We start from the raw sequence: 17,735 nt of genomic DNA, 5'->3' as shown, positions 1-17,735 counted from the left end.
CCTCAGGGCTGAGGTTCGCCGCCCAGCTGGGCCTTGAGGGTGGACACCGCGTCGTCGGCCTTGGCCTGCGCCATACCTGCGATGCTCTGCAGGCGGGGGTCGTCCTTGGCCTTGTCCCAGGCCCGCCGAATCTGCTCGTAGCGCTCGCGGCCGGCACGTGAGCCGAGCACGTAGCCAGCACCGAATCCGGCGACGAACGACAGCTTGGCCACGGGAACCTCCAGGTGTTCGGGCAATGGACGACGACACGCTACCTGTGGCGCGCATCCCGCTGCGGTCCGCAAGCCCCGTGCGGCGGCTGATCGAGCGTGCGGTACTCTCGTCGAGCCAGCGGATCGCACCGCTGATCCCCCGTAGCTCAATTGGCAGAGCATGCGACTGTTAATCGCAGGGTTACTGGTTCAAGTCCAGTCGGGGGAGCAAGAAAAGGCCCCTGACCAGCGCGTTTGCCGGTCAGGGGCCTTCGTCGTTCCCGGTGCTGACGGCTAGGTCAGCAGTTACTCAGCACTTACGCGCTGGCCAGTGCCGATCCGGGACCGATCACCAGCGCAGCGGCCATGCCCACGCTGATGGTCTGGCGGCTCGCGTAGACGTCCATCGTCATGGACGCCTTCTTGTGCCCGACGTAGTTGGCGATCTCGCGCCACGACCACCCTGCCTGCCCCAGCAGCGTGCAGACCGTGTGCCGGAACGTGTGCGACGTCGCCCACTCATGCCCGGCGGCGGTCAGCAGGTCGGTGACATCGTGGCTGGTGTTGCTCGGATCACGCAGCCGACCCATGGGGGATGCGAACACGACTCCCCAGTCGTTGCCGACGTCGTTCACCTTGCGGGCCATGAGGCGGGCCAGGACGTCCGGGGGCAGGGGGATCGTCCGGGTCGCCGTGTCGGTCTTGCCGTCCTCCTGGATGTGCAATCCGGTGCCCGTCTCACGGACCACGACCGGACCGAGGGTCACCGTGCCCTCGGCCAGATCGACCGCCGACCAGCGCAGGGCACACGCCTCACCGATCCGGGCACCCGTGCCTGCCAGGAACGCGATGAGGTCGGGCAGGTCACGGCGTCGGGCGACCGGGTCAACGTCCGCATAGGCCACCACGGCATCCCGCTCGGCCACCGTGAACGACCGCTCGGCCTGTCGCGTGCCCTGGGGCTTGGTCGTCCGCACCTTCACCGGACCAGCCGACCGCACCGGGTTGTGCGGGATCGCGTCGTTCTTCATGGCGAGGTCCAGGACGCCGTTCAGGACAGTCCGGACCGTCCGGGCGGCTCCCTTGCCCGAGGGTCCCTTGGCGATTTCGGTGAGGAAGCGTTCGACGCCGCCCACCGTGACCTCGCGGACGGTCAGGTTCGCCAGGCTGGATGGGCTGCCCTTCGGGCCGATGACGTGGCGGTTGCACATGGTCTTGTAAACCTGTCGGGTGCTGGTCGCTCGGTCGCTGTCGGCCAGGTCTGCCAGCCACAGACGGGCGACGTCGGCCACCGTGGTCGTGGCCGTGATCGGGGCGTCGGTGCCGGCGGGGGAAACTCGCTTGCGGAGCTTGTCGGCCAAGGTGCGCTCGGCTGCGCCCTTGCTCTTGGTGGACGATGCCTGCACCTGGCGGGGAGTGCCGTCGTTGTCCCGAATCCGGGCACGGGCTTCCCACACGTCGGCCTTGCGTCCGCCCTGGGGGATGCGCTGCTTCTTGCCGTGTTCATCGAACACGTACCCGGTGACGGTGATCTTGCCCCACTCGCCCAGGTCGTTCCTCGGTCGGGCCATGCCTGTTCGGTTCCTTCCTCATGATCCCCCTGCCGTTGTTGATCAACGTAGCAGGTTAGTGCTGGTTTGCTTATTGGTCCTTGTCTGCGGATCGGACCTGGCCGGGCTCGCGGTCTTCCACTGGCGCTGGCTCGGGCTGGCCCTGGCCTGGCCCGTGCCTGCCCTGTGCGCCCCGTGAGCGCGGTCCAGAGCCGTGCCGAGTGTCCTGCCATGGGCCATCCGATCCGTGGCCGTCGTTGTGGCAGCGCCATTCCAGCCGCGATCACACCTGGGGCATTACCCCCTGAGCCGATTCCTCGGTCATCGCCGGGTCTCGATGACAGGTATTGCGGCGCTAGTGCAGTCCCCCTCCATTGAGTCAGGGCTGACCGCCTTACCTGGTTCCTTGGCTCCTGCACCTGATTCGGTACTTGCGCTCACTGCCGCGATCCGATGGAGCCTCCGTGTTTGCACGCCATGCCCTTGCTGCTGTTGCTGTCGTCGCCACCATGTCCGCGTGCTCGTCCGGGGGCGGCAGCCAGGCCGCGCCCCCGTCCTATGGCCCCGTCGAAACCCCAGTCCAGGCACCATCCAGCGCGCCAGAGACGCCAGCCGTGGAGACGTCCCCGGTGGAGCAGCCCACCGATCCGCAGGGGGCCTACCTGGCGAGCCTGGCCGATGGTCTGGCCCCGGCCGTCTATGGACTGTCGACGGATCAGGAGTGGGTGCAGTTTGGGCGCCTGGCTTGCATGGCTTCGACCAACGGACAGACTGCTGACGGCTTCGCCTCGGCCTTCACCGAGAATGCGCCATCCTCGATGCCCGATCCGATGATTGACGCAATCGCAACCGTGTTCACGACCGCTACCGAGTCTGCCGGCTTCTGCGACACCGTCTGACGAGCCGTAACCCCGGGGTATGACCCCCTGAGGGCATTCCTCGCACATCGCCGGGTTTAGCAGCCAAGTTTGCGCCACGGTTTATAGGTCGTTTTCCACATCCTTATCCACAGAGATGCGGAGCCGAACGCTAGAAGCAGAAGGACTGAGCCATGCCTCCCGCCCGCCTGACCCCCGAGCAGAAAGAGATTGCCCGGCAGTTGTACCAACAGGACACCAGCCTGACCGTCGAGGCGGTCGCGCGGATGTTCGATGTGCCGAAGACCGTCATGCTCCGGGCACTGGCGGGCGCGACCCGTCCCAGGGGTGGGCTGGTGAAGAGCACCTTGTCCACCGAGACGATGATTGAAATGCGCGATGCTGGCATGACGCTGGCGCAGATCGGCAATCAAGCCGGGCTCACCGAGTCCGGTGTCTACCGCAGAATCCAGAAAGGGAGGACCAAGTGACGTGACTGGGTGCAATCGACTTGCTCGGTCTGGCGACCTAGCCGTGGTCGTAACGGCCATTATCTCCGCGATCCGCTGAGCGCCTCTAGAATGTCGGTACAGGACCGGGGGTACTAAAAGATACCCAGCAATGCCGAGGACCACAGGGACGGGCCTCTCAGGGCGATTGCGGGCCATTCTGGCGACCTGACGGGGATGCTATGGCAGCCATCCCCGCCGAGCATGGACTATTCCCGTCAGGCCAGACGGTAGGTCACGCCGAACTGAGCCGTGACGATGTAGGGCTCGGGGTCCGCGTACCGATTGCTCGGCATTTCGGTAACCTTCACCTTGACATCATCGATGGCGACCACCCGACCGACGCTCGCGGCGATGTTCCCGACCTCCTGGTGAATTGCGCCCCTGACCATCTCGGCCACCGGCGCACCGACCCACATGGCATCCGGATGCACGGCGTGAACCATCTCCACCGTCATACGCCGATTCCCCCTACCCGGGGAGTGGGAAACGACCCGGTGGCTGACGATGTTCACCTGCGCCCGGCCCTCGGTCGGCTCACCCATCAGGCGGATGCCCTCCCCCTCCCCGAAGTAGGACACCGCGTGGAGCAGTCGGTTCCGCACGACATTGGCGTACATCTGCATGTCAACGTCGCTCGGTTCGACGGCCAGCACCGGCACACGCGGAATGGCGCGCATGACCCTGACCTCGAAGGGGTCTTCCACGTAATCGCCGTGGTCAACGCTCGACCAGGCTCCGACGTGCACGCCGTAGTGCCGTTCACGGCAAGCTTCCGCGAGCTTTTCCCCGTCCAGTGGCGCGTACAGCGACGGGCGACAGTAGTGCACCATCAGATTGGCCGAGAGGGCACCGTCGCTATTCTTGCTGGGACGCTGCTGTACGACGTACAGGACTGGCGATCCGATCACGTCGGGCTTGACCACATCGGCGGGAACGGTAACGACCTTGATGGGGAGCTGACCGCTGAACAGGTCATCGTTCAGCACGTCACGGATCAGGTCGGCAACGGCGGTGTCGTCGTTGATGAGACCTCGCTCGGCGCGCTTGACGTTGGCCTCGGAACCCTCCACGAGGAAGGCGGCAACGTCTACGGCGTCGGCAGCCTCCGCCACTGGGCTCGGTAGGTGAGGAAGTCGAAGAGGCTGGCCCGGCCGTTCGTGAGGAAGGAGTGCAGTTCCTCGGCGGCGGTCTGGTGCTGGTCGTGCAGGGCCACGGCGTCGGCCTTGGCAGCCTGGGCCTGAGCCAGCTTGTATCGGGACTCCTCGGCGGGGGTCATGGTGGTCTTGGTCATGGGTCCGTTCTCGCTGGTCTTGGTCTTGGTCCTGGGCGTGGGCTCGGAATCGTGCTGACTGGTCGGGGCCGGCGCGTTTCTGATAACGCCGGGATGGGGCTCTGGCACTTCGTTCCTTTCTCTGGTGCCCGACCGTTTTCGGGCATACCAAGTAGACCTGCTGTCTGCAGGTTCTTGTGATGGGGACTTGTAGGCGGCGGCGGCGGACTGTGTATCCCGCCGCCATTGCCGCTAGGCAGTCTGGTGCTGTTGACCTTTCCCGACTTCGTCGGGGCCATAGCCATAGGGCCTTACTGCTCTAGGGCTGTGCCTGGTACCCCGACTTCGTCGGGGCCATAGCCATAGGGCCTTACTGCTCTAGGGCTGTGCCTGGTACCCCGACTTCGTCGGGGCCATAGCCATAGGGCCTTACTGCTCTAGGGCTGTGACTGGTACCCCGACTTCGTCGGGGCCATAGCCATAGCGCCTAACTGCTCTAGGGCTGTGACCTACTCATACTCCTTTCTGCCGATGAGAAGACTCTAGAGAGGGCTGCTCGATTTCCGCATAAAACCGGGCGTTCTTCAGTTTCCGTCAGTCACTCAGTGACTTCTCTGACGTCACTCACTGACTGAGAATGGCCAAAAGTCAGTCACTGAGTGACGCCGTGCGTGGGACACTTCGCATACTCGCTACCGAGTCCACCGCTCACCGCGTGCGCCGGGACGATGAGGCACCGGGTCCGTGATCCCTTCGCCAACCACCCGTACCTCACCGCCGTTTGGATAGCCCGACTGACGTTCTCGCTAGGCCGCAGCTCCCCGGTTTGACGGTCAATACTGCCCAAGATCAGGGCCAGGTCACCCGGGCCGAGTGGCGCGTGCCCATTCGCTCCGTGCTTCCCGTAGGCCACGGCTGCCACCCTAAGCCAGTCCGGCAGGTTCGGATCACCGGACCGTTCCTGCCAGACGTGCTGATAGTGCTTCGCCCACGGGTGTTCCGGCCTTGGGCTCATTCATCCCCCGCCCATACCCGGGGCGCGGTGGTGAGCCCGACCAGTAGCGAGGTCGGAATGTTCACGCAGTCCAGCACCGACCAGTGACCCGGTCCGGTTTTCAGCGACCACACATGCCGGCTCGGGGCCAGGTCGACCGATCGACGAAAATCGATCGGCAGAGCTTCCCATTCCTCCTGGCTGAGTGCCGTCCACCGGGGGACGGTTGTTCACTGGGACCGCCCCCTGCGATTACGGCGCTTGACCTTTCGGAAGTGGAACGGCGAGGGCTCAGACTCGCCGGTCGCGACCTGCCCGCCTGAATGGGGCTCAGGTTGGTCCGGTCGTCCGTGCAGGCCAAGGAGTCCCGTGGTCGGTCCTGCACGCCTTGGTGGGCTCCACAGGGCGATCGCGAGGCATTGGCTCGACAAGCGCCCCCGGGAAGGATCGTCCGGGCACGCCTCGGTCATCGATCACCGCCGAGAACGCGGGCAGCCTCATACGCCTCGATAGCGGCGAGGTCGTACAAAACGCGCGCGCCCACCTTGATGTACTGCGGGCCGGTGCCGGCGGAGCGCATATTCTGGATGGTCCCGACCGCCATGTGCCAGCGTTCGGCGAGCTGTGGCGTGTTCATCAGGGCCAGGGGCTTCGGCTGGGCAGGTCGGATGTCGTCGGACATGATGATTCCTTTCGTGGTCAGGTGACAGACAGCCGCGCATGACGAGGCAAGTGCAACTAACACACCTGACCCGCTCAGTGGGTGCCTCGGCTCACGTCGGGCTCCCTCGCTCGGTGTAAGGAGACACTAACACACGGCCACAATCGGTGTGCTGGTGTCACCAAGAATCACTGTGCGTTGGGTCACGTAACCCGACGCCCCCCGACTGACAGGCGGGGGAGGGGGCCGAGGTGGCCCTCAGTCGGCCCGTCGCCTCGTCGTCAAGCCCACAGTGGGCCGACGGATGACGTCGGTGTCGCCTGGCTCCCGCGTGACGTAGTGGAACCCTTCTGGCGTCTCGGGTAGGTAGGCGACGACTAGGTTCTCGTCACGGAGGAAACGAAGCCAACTCTCATGCTTGGCTGCGTCCGTCTCGGTGATGGGCTCCCCAGCGCGCACTCTCGCCTCCACGCGCAGCATTCGGAGCGGGAATCTGTAGCGGTGCTCCTCCTCGACCGCCCACGGGATGAGGTTGTCGTCTCGCACGATCCGCCGGACGAGGCCCCTGCGCCTGCGGAAGTTGCCCCATGCGCTCGGGCTCATCTCGATGTCGTACTGCGCCCGGTACCGGCGGGACATCTCGTCATAGGTCAGCCCCTCGTGGAACCAGCGAATGACCTCCTGCTCATCCACGATCTTTCCAGCCGGCACCAGGCAGCCTCTCTGCGTCGGGTGACTGCGCTAGCCATGGGGCCATGCCGCGCGTCGGTCCCATTTTCACACGATGGATGTCTTCCACCCCGTCCAGGACCGAGGCTGCACCAAGGGCAATAGGAGGGGCGCGGAGGGCGCTGGGAGCTGTCTGCCGACTCGCGGTCGGAGCTAGCGGACTCTCACGGTTGGCTCACGGGCGGCAGGCACTCGTCTGCGAGAGGTGGTAGCTGTTGGACGGCGGTCCCGGCGGGAGGCCGGCTCCCCGGCGAGGGGGCCTCTGAGCGATGTATGGATCATGGTCGTCCCCTTCACAACCCGGTCGCACGTTCTGTCAGACCGTTGACCTACGTTGCGCCCATGCCCCGGGTGTGGCGAGCGCGGATGCCGACACAGGGGGCCGGTCGCCGCGGCTGTGCGGGACGGCCGATGGTCACGGAGTGGCGTGGCGCGCCGTTGCCCCACAGGAGGACGTGCAACATGAGCAAGCGCGGAAGCGAGGAGACAGGCACAGCGCCTAGTCCTCGCCCGTCCTGGACTTCAAGGAGAGTAGTGACGCAGTCGAGGCTGTCCGCCAAGGGGACGATCAAGAGCGTTGGCGGAGGATCGCCTGCACCGGACACTGAACGGGAAGTCACTCACCCTCTCACCCTTGGGTCCGTGACCGAGAGCGGTCTGGATGCGTGGGAGCCACATCTTTCTTCCGTCAGGCGGCGTGTCGTCCAGGGCGACGCTCGGTCGATCGATCTTCCGTCTGCGAGTGTCGACCTGGTCGTTACGTCACCGCCCTACTGGCAGAAGCGCGATTATGGTCACCAGGATCAGATCGGTTGGGAAAGCACGCCGGCCGCCTACGTTTCGGCGATGATGGATTGCTTGACGGAATGGCGCAGACTGCTGCGCCCGACTGGATCCGTCTTCCTCAACGTCGGAGACACGTATCAGAAGAAGTCGCTGGTTGGCATTCCTGGCCGGATTGAAGCCGCTGCTATTGACGCTGGCTGGGTCGTCCGAAATAGGATCATCTGGGCCAAGGATGGCGGGATGCCAGAACCTGCCCAGAACCGTCTTGCGAACCGTCATGAGTACGTGATTCATTTGGCTCTAAAGCCCACTTACTATTACGACCTACCTGGGTATGCTGAGGAGATGGGAAACGGTGCCAACCCGGGTGACGTTTGGCACATCAACCCGGAACGGAACATGGGGGCACACCTCGCCCCGTTCCCTTCCGAGCTCGTTAGACGAGCTGTCTTGCTTGCCTGCCCCCCGCAGGTTTGCGTGACCTGCAAGGTGCCACGCCGACGAGTCGTGCGGCGGACACGTCAGCTGGATCCGGCCCGTCCGCAGGCCAAGCGAGCCATGGAGCTAGCAGAAATCCACGGATTGACCGATGACCACATTGCTGCGATCCAAGCGACAGGGGTCTCCGACGCCGGTAAGGCGCTTAAGGTTCAAACTGGCACGGGTCGAAACTCTTTGGCCGTTCAGAAACTAGCCGCGGAGGCGAAGGCTGCACTGGGTGGATACTTCCGTGAGTTCACCTTCGCCAAGAAGGTGACTACAGGATGGACCGATTGTGGACACCGCACGCCGGGTAGAGGTGTGGTCCTTGACCCATTCGCTGGCACCGGGACAAGCCTTCGAGTCGCCAACGAAATGGGCCGGGACGCTATTGGGGTCGACTTGATGCCACTAGCCTCCAAGCTTAGCAGCGTTCCAGCGGAGTGAGTCCGTCTGCGCTGCGAACCCTGTGTACTGCACCCGTTCTTAGTCCCCGGTGCCGTTTACGATGGCGTGGAGGCGCGGCAGCAATGCCGCGTCAGCCTTGAGGACCGTCCGGTACACCTCCGACCATTGAGCCCTCTCAACCAAACCTCGGTGGGCGGCGACGTTACGGTGTTGCGCGCGCAGTTGGTCAAGGTCGTCCAGAAGAGCCCCTAGAAGGGTGCTCTTTATCCCTCGATTATCGAGAAACGTTTTCAGCTCTCGCGCTGCACGGTTCTCTCGGCCCAGAGTGGATTCCCGAAGTCGGGTGATCAGCGTGCCGAGAGTCCATCGTCCCGCGTCGCACCCCGGTGTATCGGCGACGTTGATAAGGGCTGGCACAGCTAGCCGATCTCGAAGCAGGCGCTCGAGTGAAGCGCACAGGCCCAGCACTGGACCAGCTAGGTCGGCTCCCTCCGGAGCCGTAACGCCGAAGTGCACGGCAGTGGTGATCATGCGCCGTGTGTCCGTATCGAGGCCAAGCCACGTCGACTCTAAAAGCGCAAAGAGGTTCCGAGCAGTGGTCTCCAGAAGCTCTGAGGGCAGTCGACTAGCAGCCGCCTCCAATTGCGCAACGGCTAGCGCCTGAGCCCGACTGCCCGCCAAATCCTCGGGCGATGCATCTGGATCACGGAAACCTACAGAGGTCACGCACTGGACCTGGTCCCGCGCGATTCCGGTGCCGCTAACCACCAGTCGAGCAAGATGTGCGAAGGCTGACGAAGTCGCCGACGGATCATCGGCCGGATCGACAGCGACAATCTCAATGGCACCCGAGCCGACGTCCTCGTCCTGTTCGAGCACCCATCGCCGTATGGCGTCGCCCGACCGAAATCCTTGGGGCGAGTGGAAGATCAAGGCCCCTAGCTGTATCGGCCGGCCAGCATTAGAAAAGTATCCGAGCAGCTTGTAGAGTTCTTGTCCCCATGCCGCGTTCCTCCGTCTCCGCAACTTTGCGTCTAGAAGCACCACTTCGGCGGTTCCGTCGACGTGCACACAACGTGCGGCCAGGTCCGGGTACCCCCGCAACTCTTGATTGCTCTCGCGGTACCTCCATCGGTTAGCCACCCCAAGTAGTCTTGATAAGGAGGGTTGAAAGTACAGCTCAATGCTGTCGGCTCCTGCATCCCATTGGAAGATTGGCTCGTCACTCTCAGACCGCAGTAGGTGCGGAACGGTAGAGGCGGGTGGTCCGAGAATGTCCGACATCGCTTGTGCCAGTTGCGTCAGGCTCCATAACTCGAATAGCTTGTTGTCGAACGCCTGCCCGTAGAAGCTGGCCAATAGGTCGCCATGCTCTAGATCGGCTTCGCCGGATATGGCTTGACGGACCCAGTCCGCTAGTCGCTCGTAGGCATAGGAACGACTAACATGGCCTGCCCGAAGGCGTGCGTCAACGGTGTCCAGAAGCTCACCGATGGTCTCGCGGCGCGCGATGAGTTCTGCACCCTCGCTTGCTCCCCGAAAGGTGGGGTGGCTGGCGAAGCGAGTGAGGCCCGCGCGAATCTCGGCAGCACGCTTGGTCTCGGGACCCTCTGGGATGGGACCGAGAGCTGTCAAGCATGTGTCGAGCTCTTTGATGTGCCAGTGCAAGGCCGAGGCCGCCATAATGTTTTCTGGTGTGGCCGCGCTTTGCCTGAGGTCGACTATCGGGTATCTCCGGGGTGCCGTTCGTCTCCCTCGCTGCTGGATGTAGCGGACGACATCCAGCCTGCCGTGTAAGTGACCAACATGTTCGTCGCGGACTTGCTCGAATCGAAAGTTGGCTCCGGCGCGTAGTAGGTCACTAATAATTTCGACCAGGCGGGTGCCTGAGGCGAGTGCCGCCCGCAGGCGCAAACTAGCGATGACAGGGTCGCGCGGAGTGGATAGTCGGCCGGGGTCCTGACGTCGAGAAGTCCCGAGCAGGTTCGTATCGCGCAGTGGCAGGCGGTCGCTGCGAACGAAATAGGTCGCGACGTAGGGGAGTGATGCTGCCAGGGCTGCCTTCCTGCTGGAATCAGTGAAATATCCACTGCCCGGATCGTCACCTGCGGCGTCATGGGAAACGTCACCCACTACATCGTCTTGCATGACGCTGGTCGCGGTGTACGTCGAGCTCCGAGGATCCGGTGCACCTGCCGGCGAGCCAGTCTCGTCTCCCGAGCGGGTGGTCATGCCGTCGCTGAGGTGTCGCGTAGGTGGCGTGCTGCTCGAATCGTCCTGGGCAGTTGCTCTTCATATGTACTCGTAAGCCAGCCCAGCAAATCCTGCAGGATGACTGGCTTGACGCCGCTCATCTGCGGTATCACCCGATCTGCAAGCGCCGCGTCGAGTACGGGTAGCAGATCTGTCGCACCGTCTTCTCGGAGGGCGACTCTCTTTAGCACGTCGCCGAGTTGGGCGGTACCGAGCGGCCAACCGCCTCCGACCGCGCCGGCTGCGGGATATCGCACCCGACTGACGAAAGCGTTCATTTGATCGAGTATCGTCCGCATACGTGGGTCCCTAGTCCACCGCTCGAAGAGGGCGACGTGGCTCGTCGTCCCCGCGCGGCTGGGATATTGCGCAACGAGCCACTCAGCGGCATGGGACAGAGCTGCTTTGATCTCCTCGTCCAGGTCATCCTGGCTAGGAACGCCCACATAGAGAAACTGAAAGCGCCGACTAAGTCCTTGCGAGAAGTCGTAGACGAAGGAGGCATCAACATCGTTCATTGTGGCTATGATTCGAAAGCGCGAGGGGATCGGTACGACCTTCCGTGCGGGGTCGGTCTCGAACCACAAGTCGAGCGACTGTTCGCCACTTCCTCCTAGAAGGGTGTACAGGGCACCAATGGCCTTGTCAACTTGTGCTCTACTGAATTCATCGATGATGAGCCAGTGGCCTTGGTATGCAGTGTCTGGGTTCTCTTGGCGTTGCTGCGCCCAGTGCGCACACGCAATCGCTGCTCGTGGAACATGCCCGAGCCAAGGGCGCAGGACTTCTCGGTCGTCTGCGCCGACGCTTGGCTGGAGGCCGCCGATAACGTCGTAGGTGCTCCAGTCTGCGGTGGCAGTCTGGAGAGTGCTATCGCACTCAAAGGCAGCTGCCAGAACACGGGCTAGCGTGGTCTTTCCAGTACCAGGGGGGCCTTGGAGCACTAGGTGTCCAGTGAGTAGTGCCAGGACGCACTGTTCGAGTAGTTCGGGATCAGGAAGCAGTAGTCCTCGTCGCATGGCGGCCTCTTGGGCTCGCCCAACCAACGCGTCTACATCCGCTTCCTCCAGAGGAAGGCGGGCGACGGCCTCCAAGGCTCTGTAGTCCGTGATTTGCAGTGCTGGCTCATTACGGGGCGGTATGGGCGCAGGTTCAACCGCCTGAGGCGCTTCCGGCGGGGGAAGTGCCGCAACTAGATCCGAGACATCCCATTCATCGTCGTCGCTAGCCAACGCCGACTCGTCGTCCGTATCGCCAATCTGCGGCGCTGCCTCCTCGGAGAAAATGGCGTGGCGCTCCTCCTGGCTCAGATTGAGTTCTAGTGCCAGCGAGTCGGCAAGTGCGAGATCATCAACGTCGCCGCCGATTCCCTGTGGCAGGCCGAAGCGATAGCGCCAGACCGCCAGTTCGGAAAGAGGGATCCGGTGATCCCGGGGCGCGATCTCGGCGAGCCCTTCGGCGTACTTAGCCTGCGGATGAAGTCGGACTCGTACGACCCCGTCGCTCGTTGTGGAAGTCAGGATCGCTTGCAGCCGGCCACTAGGGCGCTGTAGCTGGGTCAGAACGGAGCCTACGGGCCAGCCGCCATTCGGCTGCATCTTCGACCAAGTGCTATTGAAGGGGTTGTACCACTTGTAATCCCCTTCGTTGGGTACGCCAAAGTATTCGGCACAGAATTTCTCTGCGCTTTCTCTCGTCAGAGCAACGTCTCCGTTGCCTGGTCTGCCGCCAGCCCACTTGACTGCCAGCCAACGGATCAGCGTCGCGGAGTTTCGTCCCAAATCGAGTGCGGCGAGTTGGTCGGCGGCCCGCTCGACGCGGCTTAGTGATGGTTTCATGACAACAATCCCCCTTGTTGGTCACTCTATGGTGAGGGGGAGGCTGTCTACGGCAAGGACACGGCCTATCTGAGGCATTGGCTGCTCAACTGCGGTGAGTAGTGGTGCGTCGGTCCGTGCGGTGTGCGCGTTGGCGCGTTTCGCGAAGCCGACGTAGTGCTCCGTCTCGGTGGCGCGGCACCGCCGGGCAGGGGCTGATGGTCATGTCCTGCGTCCATGAGCCATGCGGCCGCATCCGGCACGGCTCTACCGGCCGAGGTCCTGGTAGCGGTGCTATCGGCCGTAGTGGGATGGCGACCGGAGTGTTTCGGTGTGGCGGCCAGGGTCGTCTTGCTGGAAGCCCGTTCGTGGGTTCGCCGACCGTGAGCCTGCGGTCATGGGGTGCCTCGGCGGCCTCTCACGCATTGTCGCCGTGCCGCCTCGCCCACGCGGAGCCGCAGGGGTCACTACGGCGACATGCCTGGCGATCGGGGCCTGCCCGCAGCCGGGCGAGCGGGGCAGGGCTGGCCGGGGAGAGTGCCCGGTAGGTCGACAGGAACTCAGCACTTACTCAGCATTTTCCCGATGCGTCAGCCTGAGGCGACCTGAGGAGACTTGAGGCAACTATTGGTGAAACCGCAGGTCAGCGGGCGGTGTTCTGGAGTGCCATGTGTCGCACTGAGGTCCCGCATGAGAGTCGCAGGGTTACTGGTTCAAGTCCAGTCGGGGGAGCCCCAGCTGCAGTTCAAGCGGTCCACACGCTCGACCGCGCGGAGTGATCATCCAACGAACGACCACGATTCTTTCGCCGGGCTCCCCCCGGCCGGGGATGTCCGCTTCGACACAGGACCGCAGCGGTTCCGCTGTCAGGGTTCTCCTGGGGCGCGCTCACGGGACAACCCTCGATTCGCCGGGTCCTGCCGGTGCATCCCCGCTCCACCCGAAGCTGCTGACATCCCGGCGGTCCTGGAGAACTGCAGGGCGGCCCGGCCCGGTGGCGGTGGAACTGCGCCAGGGAACTCGGATTCGGGCGCCATCACGGCGGATGCACTGCTGGCGGCTGCGGAGACCTGCGCTGCCCAGCTCAAGCGGGGACTCGGTGCACCTCGGGTCGACCGTCCAGCTGCTGACCGCATCGCATCCGCTGGACGCCGCGCGAGCGTCGGCCGGGCCCGCAGGACCCGTGCCGATCATCGCCGGGGACAACGCGTGGTTCGGGGGAGGGGTGATCGTGCTGCCGGGGGTGAGCACCGGCGCGGAGATTGTGGTCGGCGTGGGATCGGTGGTCGTCCACGACCTGCCCTCGGGCGTCCTGGCTGTGGGCAGCCCGCGTGGGTCCTCCGGCAGCTGAGCAGAGGGGTGGCGGCCGCCCGGCCGGGTACGGGCCGACGGTGACGGAACCAACAGGACAGCTGCAGCGGGTCGCGCGGGACACGTTCGGTTGGCCGGAGCTGCGGCCGGACCAGCTGGCGGCCATGGAGGCGGTGATGGCCGGCCACGACGTCCTGGCCGTGCTGCCGACCGGGGCCGGCAAGTCGGCGATCTACCAGGTCCCGGCGCTGCTGCTCGAGGGCCCGACGCTGGTCGTCTCGCCGTTGCTGGCGCTGCAGCGCGACCAGGTCGACGGCCTGGAGGACTCGCGGGCGCCGGAGGCGGTCGCGGTTAACTCCGGGCAGCGGGCGGGAGAGAGGCGGCATGCCTGGGAGGCGGTCCGTGAGCGCGACGCCGAGTACCTGTTCCTGTCGCCCGAGCAGCTGGCCAAGGACGAGGTCGTCGATGAGTTGGCCGAGCTCGGGATCAGCCTCTTTGTCATCGACGAGGCGCATTGTGTGTCGGCGTGGGGGCATGACTTCCGGCCGGACTACCTGCGGCTGGGGCCGGTGATCGAACGGCTCGGTCACCCTCCGGTCCTCGCGCTCACGGCCACCGCGGGGATGCCCGTGCGCCAGGACATCCTCGGCCGGCTCGGGCTGCGGGATCCCGTGGAGGTGATCGCCAGCTTCGACCGGCCAAACCTGCACCTGGCGGTGGAGCGCTTCAGCGACGACCGGCGCAAGCGCTCGGCGGTGGTCGCACGGGTGGCTGCGCTCGTGGCCGACCCGGCCACCAGGCGGGGCCTGGTGTACGTGACCAGCCGCAAGGACGCGGGGTACTACGCCGACGAGCTGGCGCAGATCGGGATCCGGGTCGCCGCCTACCACGCCGGCATGAAGGCCGCCGACCGGCGGCGGGTGCACGAGAACTTCCTCGGCGACGCCGTCGACGTCGTGGTGGCGACCTCGGCGTTCGGCATGGGCATCGACAAGCCCGACGTCCGCTTCGTCGTCCATGCCTCGGCCGTGGACTCCCTCGACACCTACTACCAGCAGATCGGCCGCGCCGGGCGTGACGGCGAGGCGGCCGAGATCGCCCTGTTCTACCGGCCCGAGGATCTCCACCTGCAGACCTTCCTCACCGCCAGCCGCGCGCCCGAGGACGCCCTCGGGGAAGTGGCCGAGGCGCTCGACGAGTACGACGAGCCGGTGCGCGCCACGGACCTGGCCCAGGACACGGAGGCATCAGCGGCCAAGCGCACCCGCGCGGTGAACCTGCTGGAGGAGGCCGGTGCCGTGGGGACCACCGACGACGGGCGCCTGGAGTACCTGGATTCCGACCTCGAACCCGAGGCGGCGGTCCAGGACGCCGTGGAGGTCGCCGAGAATCACCAGCGGCTGACCCGCTCCCGGATCGAGATGATGCGCGGCTACGCCGAGACCACCGGATGTCGGCGGCAATTCCTGCTCGGCTACTTCGGCGAACAGCTCCCACACCCCTGCGGCAACTGCGACACCTGCGAGGCCGGCACCGCCCGCGACCAACCCGGCGAGGACACCCCCTTCCCCATCAACTCCGCCGTCCACCACCGCGAGTGGGGACATGGGGTGGTCATGTCGGTCGAGAACGACCGGATCACCGTGCTGTTCGACCAGGTGGGCTACAAGACCCTCGCCCTGGCCGCCGTCGAATCACCGCGACTCCTGGAGGCCGAACAGCCATCCGGCTGATCGCGACCCGTACCCATCGGCCGACCGGGAGCGCCCGAAGACGCTCCGCGGCAGCCGCTCAGTGGTGCGCGGTGGCCCGCTCCAGGACCCAGCCGACGCCGCCGCACCCGGTCGGAAGCGGCGGGTGCCGAGATCGGGCCGCTTCGCGCGAGGACTGTGGTCAGAGTCCCCTGAGGGCCCTGGCGATCGCAGTTCGAAGGTCGTCGAGTCCTTCCCCGGTGATGGCTGAGACCGGCACTGCAGCGGGATACGCGCTGCGCAGTGCGGCCACCCACTCCGGCGGGGCGACGTCCACCTTGTTGAGCGCGAGCAGTTCGGTGTGGTCGCGGGCGCCGATCTCGTAGAGCACCCCTCGGACGGTGGTCACCTGCGCCATCGCGTCGGCGGCGGAGGCGTCGACGACGTGCAGGAGCAGGTCGGCGCCGACGACCTCCTGCAGCGTGCTGCGGAAGGCGTCGACGAGCTGGTGAGGTAGATGCCGGACGAAGCCCACGGTGTCGGTGAGCGTGTACTCGCGGCCGTCTGCCGTCCGGGTGCGGCGCACCGTCGGGTCCAGCGTCGCGAAGAGCGCGTCCTGCACGAGCACGTCGGCGCCGGTGAGCCGGTTGAGCAGCGCGGACTTCCCGGCATTGGTGTACCCGGTCAGCGCCACCGAGGGCACCTGGTTGCGCCGCCGGCGGGAGCGGGTCCGCTCTCTGCGGAGGCCGGTCTCCTTGACCTGCCGTCGCAGGAGCGATATCCGCCGGCGCAGGTGCCGACGCTCGGTCTCGAGCCGCTGCTCACCCGGGCCGCGGACGCCGATGCCGGCGCCGCCGGCGACCCGGCCACCACCGACCCGGGACAGCTCCGTGCCCTGCCCACGCAGGCGGGGCAACTGGTAGGCCAACTGGGCGAGCTCCACCTGGGCCTTGCCTTCACTGCTGCGGGCGTGCTGGGCGAAGATGTCGAGGATCAGCGCGGTGCGGTCGACGACACGAGCCTGCAGCCGGTCCTCCAGGTTCCGCACCTGGGCCGGGCTCAACTCGCCGTCGACGATGACGAGTTCGGCGGAGCGCTCCTGCACCATGCCGGCGAGGTCGCTGACCTTCCCCGATCCGAGGTAGGTCGCCGGGTCAGGCCGGTCGCGGGTCTGGACCATCCGTCCGACCACGGCCACGCCATCGGTCTCCGCCAGTCGCTCGAGCTCATCCAGCCGCGCATCGCTCTCGGCGGACCCGAGGCCGACCAGGAGAGCACGCGGCTCTCCCGCGTGGGGTCCGCGGGACCCGTCTCCGTCGGTGCGCCCGGTGGCACTGTCGGAGGGCACCAGCCAATGACCCGGCATCGAGACTGCTCCTCTGGGCGTCGAGCTGCTCTGCATGCAGCAACCGTGACGGTGACCAGCTGTGCTCGCCGGAAGGTGCCCACCGTCGCTGTCAGACTTGCCGCAACCGACCAACTCCGCCACCGGACGAGGACGTGACGCTTCGGTGCGTTCAGGACGGCGAGCCCCGATCGTCCGCTCTACCCGCGTGGCCCCCGAGTGCTTGTCGGAGTGCCACCGGACGAGGTCTTCATCGACCCTCCTCCATGTTCCGCCTGGATCTGCACCGCGGAGGTACGCGACGGCGACCTCACCGCAGCGCTCTGCCTGACGCGGTGCGATGAGGTGGTCGTGAAGCCGGCGCGGGGTGAGCAGGGCAAGGGCATCACCGTGGAAGGGCGGGAGCCCGCCGAGCTCGTGGGCCCGAAAGCTGCCCGCGGTCGCTCGCCTCCTCCCGCCGCGCCGTGGTCGCCGGGCAAGGGCTACGGCCCGGCGACGGCGATCACGGACCGGGGTCTGGCGCGCCGGATCAGACGAGGCCCTGGTTGGGGGGCTCGATGCTGGCGGACGCGTCCACCCCGCCGTCGGCGTCCGGGTGCACCGTGCCCTGGTCCGGCTCCGAGCCGGAACCCGCGGCGGTGTTGCGGGACGAGCGATCCGGATCGCTCACGTCCGTCGTGGTCGGCGCCTGACCGATGCGCTTGGCGGCTTCTCCGGTCCCGGTCTCCTCGAGCTCGCTCAAGATCTCCCCTCTGGCCCGGACCTTCCGGACCTGGCGACGCCCTACCCGTTCTGCCGGGAGGCAGTCCCCGAACGAAACCGACGCCTGGGAGCGGGCACCGCGCAAGAGCACTCGGACGGCGACCCGGCGTTCGCGGTC

At 65.7% G+C, this 17,735-nt stretch carries 15 protein-coding genes and 1 tRNA gene; 6 read left to right on the top strand and 10 right to left on the bottom strand.

The window, feature by feature from the left end:
- Positions 1-2: 2 nt before the first annotated feature.
- Positions 3-212 carry a hypothetical protein gene (locus tag ACI791_RS01265; protein WP_347060056.1) on the bottom strand — a complete coding sequence of 70 codons (210 nt, stop codon included), beginning with the start codon at positions 210-212 and terminating at the stop codon, positions 3-5.
- Between the two features lie 135 nt (positions 213-347).
- Between ACI791_RS01265 and ACI791_RS01260 the strand changes: the two genes are divergently transcribed.
- Positions 348-420, top strand: a tRNA-Asn gene (locus ACI791_RS01260).
- A gap of 88 nt (positions 421-508) precedes the next feature.
- Here ACI791_RS01260 and ACI791_RS01255 read toward each other — a convergent pair.
- Positions 509-1,762 (bottom strand): tyrosine-type recombinase/integrase, encoded by a 1,254-nt coding sequence (locus tag ACI791_RS01255; RefSeq protein ID WP_456584375.1) that lies wholly within the window; start codon positions 1,760-1,762, stop codon positions 509-511.
- Between the two features lie 608 nt (positions 1,763-2,370).
- Here ACI791_RS01255 and ACI791_RS01250 point away from each other — a divergent pair.
- Both ACI791_RS01250 and ACI791_RS01245 read left to right on the top strand, forming a co-directional pair.
- On the top strand, positions 2,371-2,640 hold the full coding sequence (locus ACI791_RS01250) for a hypothetical protein (protein WP_456584374.1): 270 nt from the start codon (positions 2,371-2,373) through the stop codon (positions 2,638-2,640).
- A 152-nt stretch (positions 2,641-2,792) separates the two neighbouring features.
- A complete protein-coding gene (locus ACI791_RS01245; protein WP_456584373.1) occupies positions 2,793-3,089 on the top strand; it encodes a hypothetical protein in 297 nt (98 codons plus the stop codon).
- A 236-nt stretch (positions 3,090-3,325) separates the two neighbouring features.
- On the opposite strand, the gene ACI791_RS01240 is transcribed toward ACI791_RS01245, so the two are convergent.
- From ACI791_RS01240 to ACI791_RS01225, 4 genes are all read right to left on the bottom strand, one after another.
- Positions 3,326-4,222: a hypothetical protein gene (locus ACI791_RS01240; protein WP_456584372.1), complete on the bottom strand. Its 897-nt coding sequence runs from the start codon at positions 4,220-4,222 to the stop codon at positions 3,326-3,328.
- Complete coding sequence (locus ACI791_RS01235; protein ID WP_456584371.1) at positions 4,198-4,401, bottom strand: hypothetical protein; 204 nt, start codon at positions 4,399-4,401, stop codon at positions 4,198-4,200. The genes ACI791_RS01240 and ACI791_RS01235 overlap by 25 nt, the downstream gene beginning before the upstream one ends.
- A 1,439-nt stretch (positions 4,402-5,840) precedes the next feature.
- Complete coding sequence (locus tag ACI791_RS01230) at positions 5,841-6,056, bottom strand: helix-turn-helix transcriptional regulator (RefSeq protein ID WP_456584370.1); 216 nt, start codon at positions 6,054-6,056, stop codon at positions 5,841-5,843.
- Between the two features lie 237 nt (positions 6,057-6,293).
- A complete protein-coding gene (locus tag ACI791_RS01225; RefSeq protein ID WP_456584369.1) occupies positions 6,294-6,728 on the bottom strand; it encodes a hypothetical protein in 435 nt (144 codons plus the stop codon).
- 678 nt (positions 6,729-7,406) lie between these two features.
- Between ACI791_RS01225 and ACI791_RS01220 the strand changes: the two genes are divergently transcribed.
- Positions 7,407-8,477 (top strand): DNA-methyltransferase, encoded by a 1,071-nt coding sequence (locus tag ACI791_RS01220; RefSeq protein ID WP_456584368.1) that lies wholly within the window; start codon positions 7,407-7,409, stop codon positions 8,475-8,477.
- A gap of 39 nt (positions 8,478-8,516) precedes the next feature.
- Here the strand turns inward: ACI791_RS01220 and ACI791_RS01215 are convergent, their stop codons facing one another.
- Together ACI791_RS01215 and ACI791_RS01210 are read right to left on the bottom strand one after the other, a co-directional pair.
- Entirely contained in the window at positions 8,517-10,571 is a 2,055-nt protein-coding gene (locus ACI791_RS01215) for a hypothetical protein (RefSeq protein ID WP_456584367.1), read from the bottom strand.
- Between the two features lie 95 nt (positions 10,572-10,666).
- Positions 10,667-12,529: an AAA family ATPase gene (locus tag ACI791_RS01210; protein ID WP_456584366.1), complete on the bottom strand. Its 1,863-nt coding sequence runs from the start codon at positions 12,527-12,529 to the stop codon at positions 10,667-10,669.
- 1,162 nt (positions 12,530-13,691) lie between these two features.
- Between ACI791_RS01210 and ACI791_RS01205 the strand changes: the two genes are divergently transcribed.
- Positions 13,692-13,859, top strand: coding sequence for a hypothetical protein (locus tag ACI791_RS01205; RefSeq protein ID WP_456584365.1), 168 nt, complete (start codon positions 13,692-13,694; stop codon positions 13,857-13,859).
- Between the two features lie 40 nt (positions 13,860-13,899).
- A complete protein-coding gene (locus tag ACI791_RS01200; RefSeq protein ID WP_456584364.1) occupies positions 13,900-15,552 on the top strand; it encodes a RecQ family ATP-dependent DNA helicase in 1,653 nt (550 codons plus the stop codon).
- 160 nt (positions 15,553-15,712) lie between these two features.
- Here the strand turns inward: ACI791_RS01200 and hflX are convergent, their stop codons facing one another.
- Complete coding sequence (hflX, locus tag ACI791_RS01195; RefSeq protein ID WP_456584363.1) at positions 15,713-16,876, bottom strand: GTPase HflX; 1,164 nt, start codon at positions 16,874-16,876, stop codon at positions 15,713-15,715.
- 508 nt (positions 16,877-17,384) lie between these two features.
- Entirely contained in the window at positions 17,385-17,597 is a 213-nt protein-coding gene (locus ACI791_RS01190) for a hypothetical protein (protein ID WP_456584362.1), read from the bottom strand.
- Positions 17,598-17,735: the final 138 nt, after the last annotated feature.

This window comes from Blastococcus sp. SYSU DS0973 (assembly GCF_054051055.1).
Note: the sequence above shows the minus strand (reverse complement) of the source record. Positions and strands in the feature narration are given on the sequence as shown.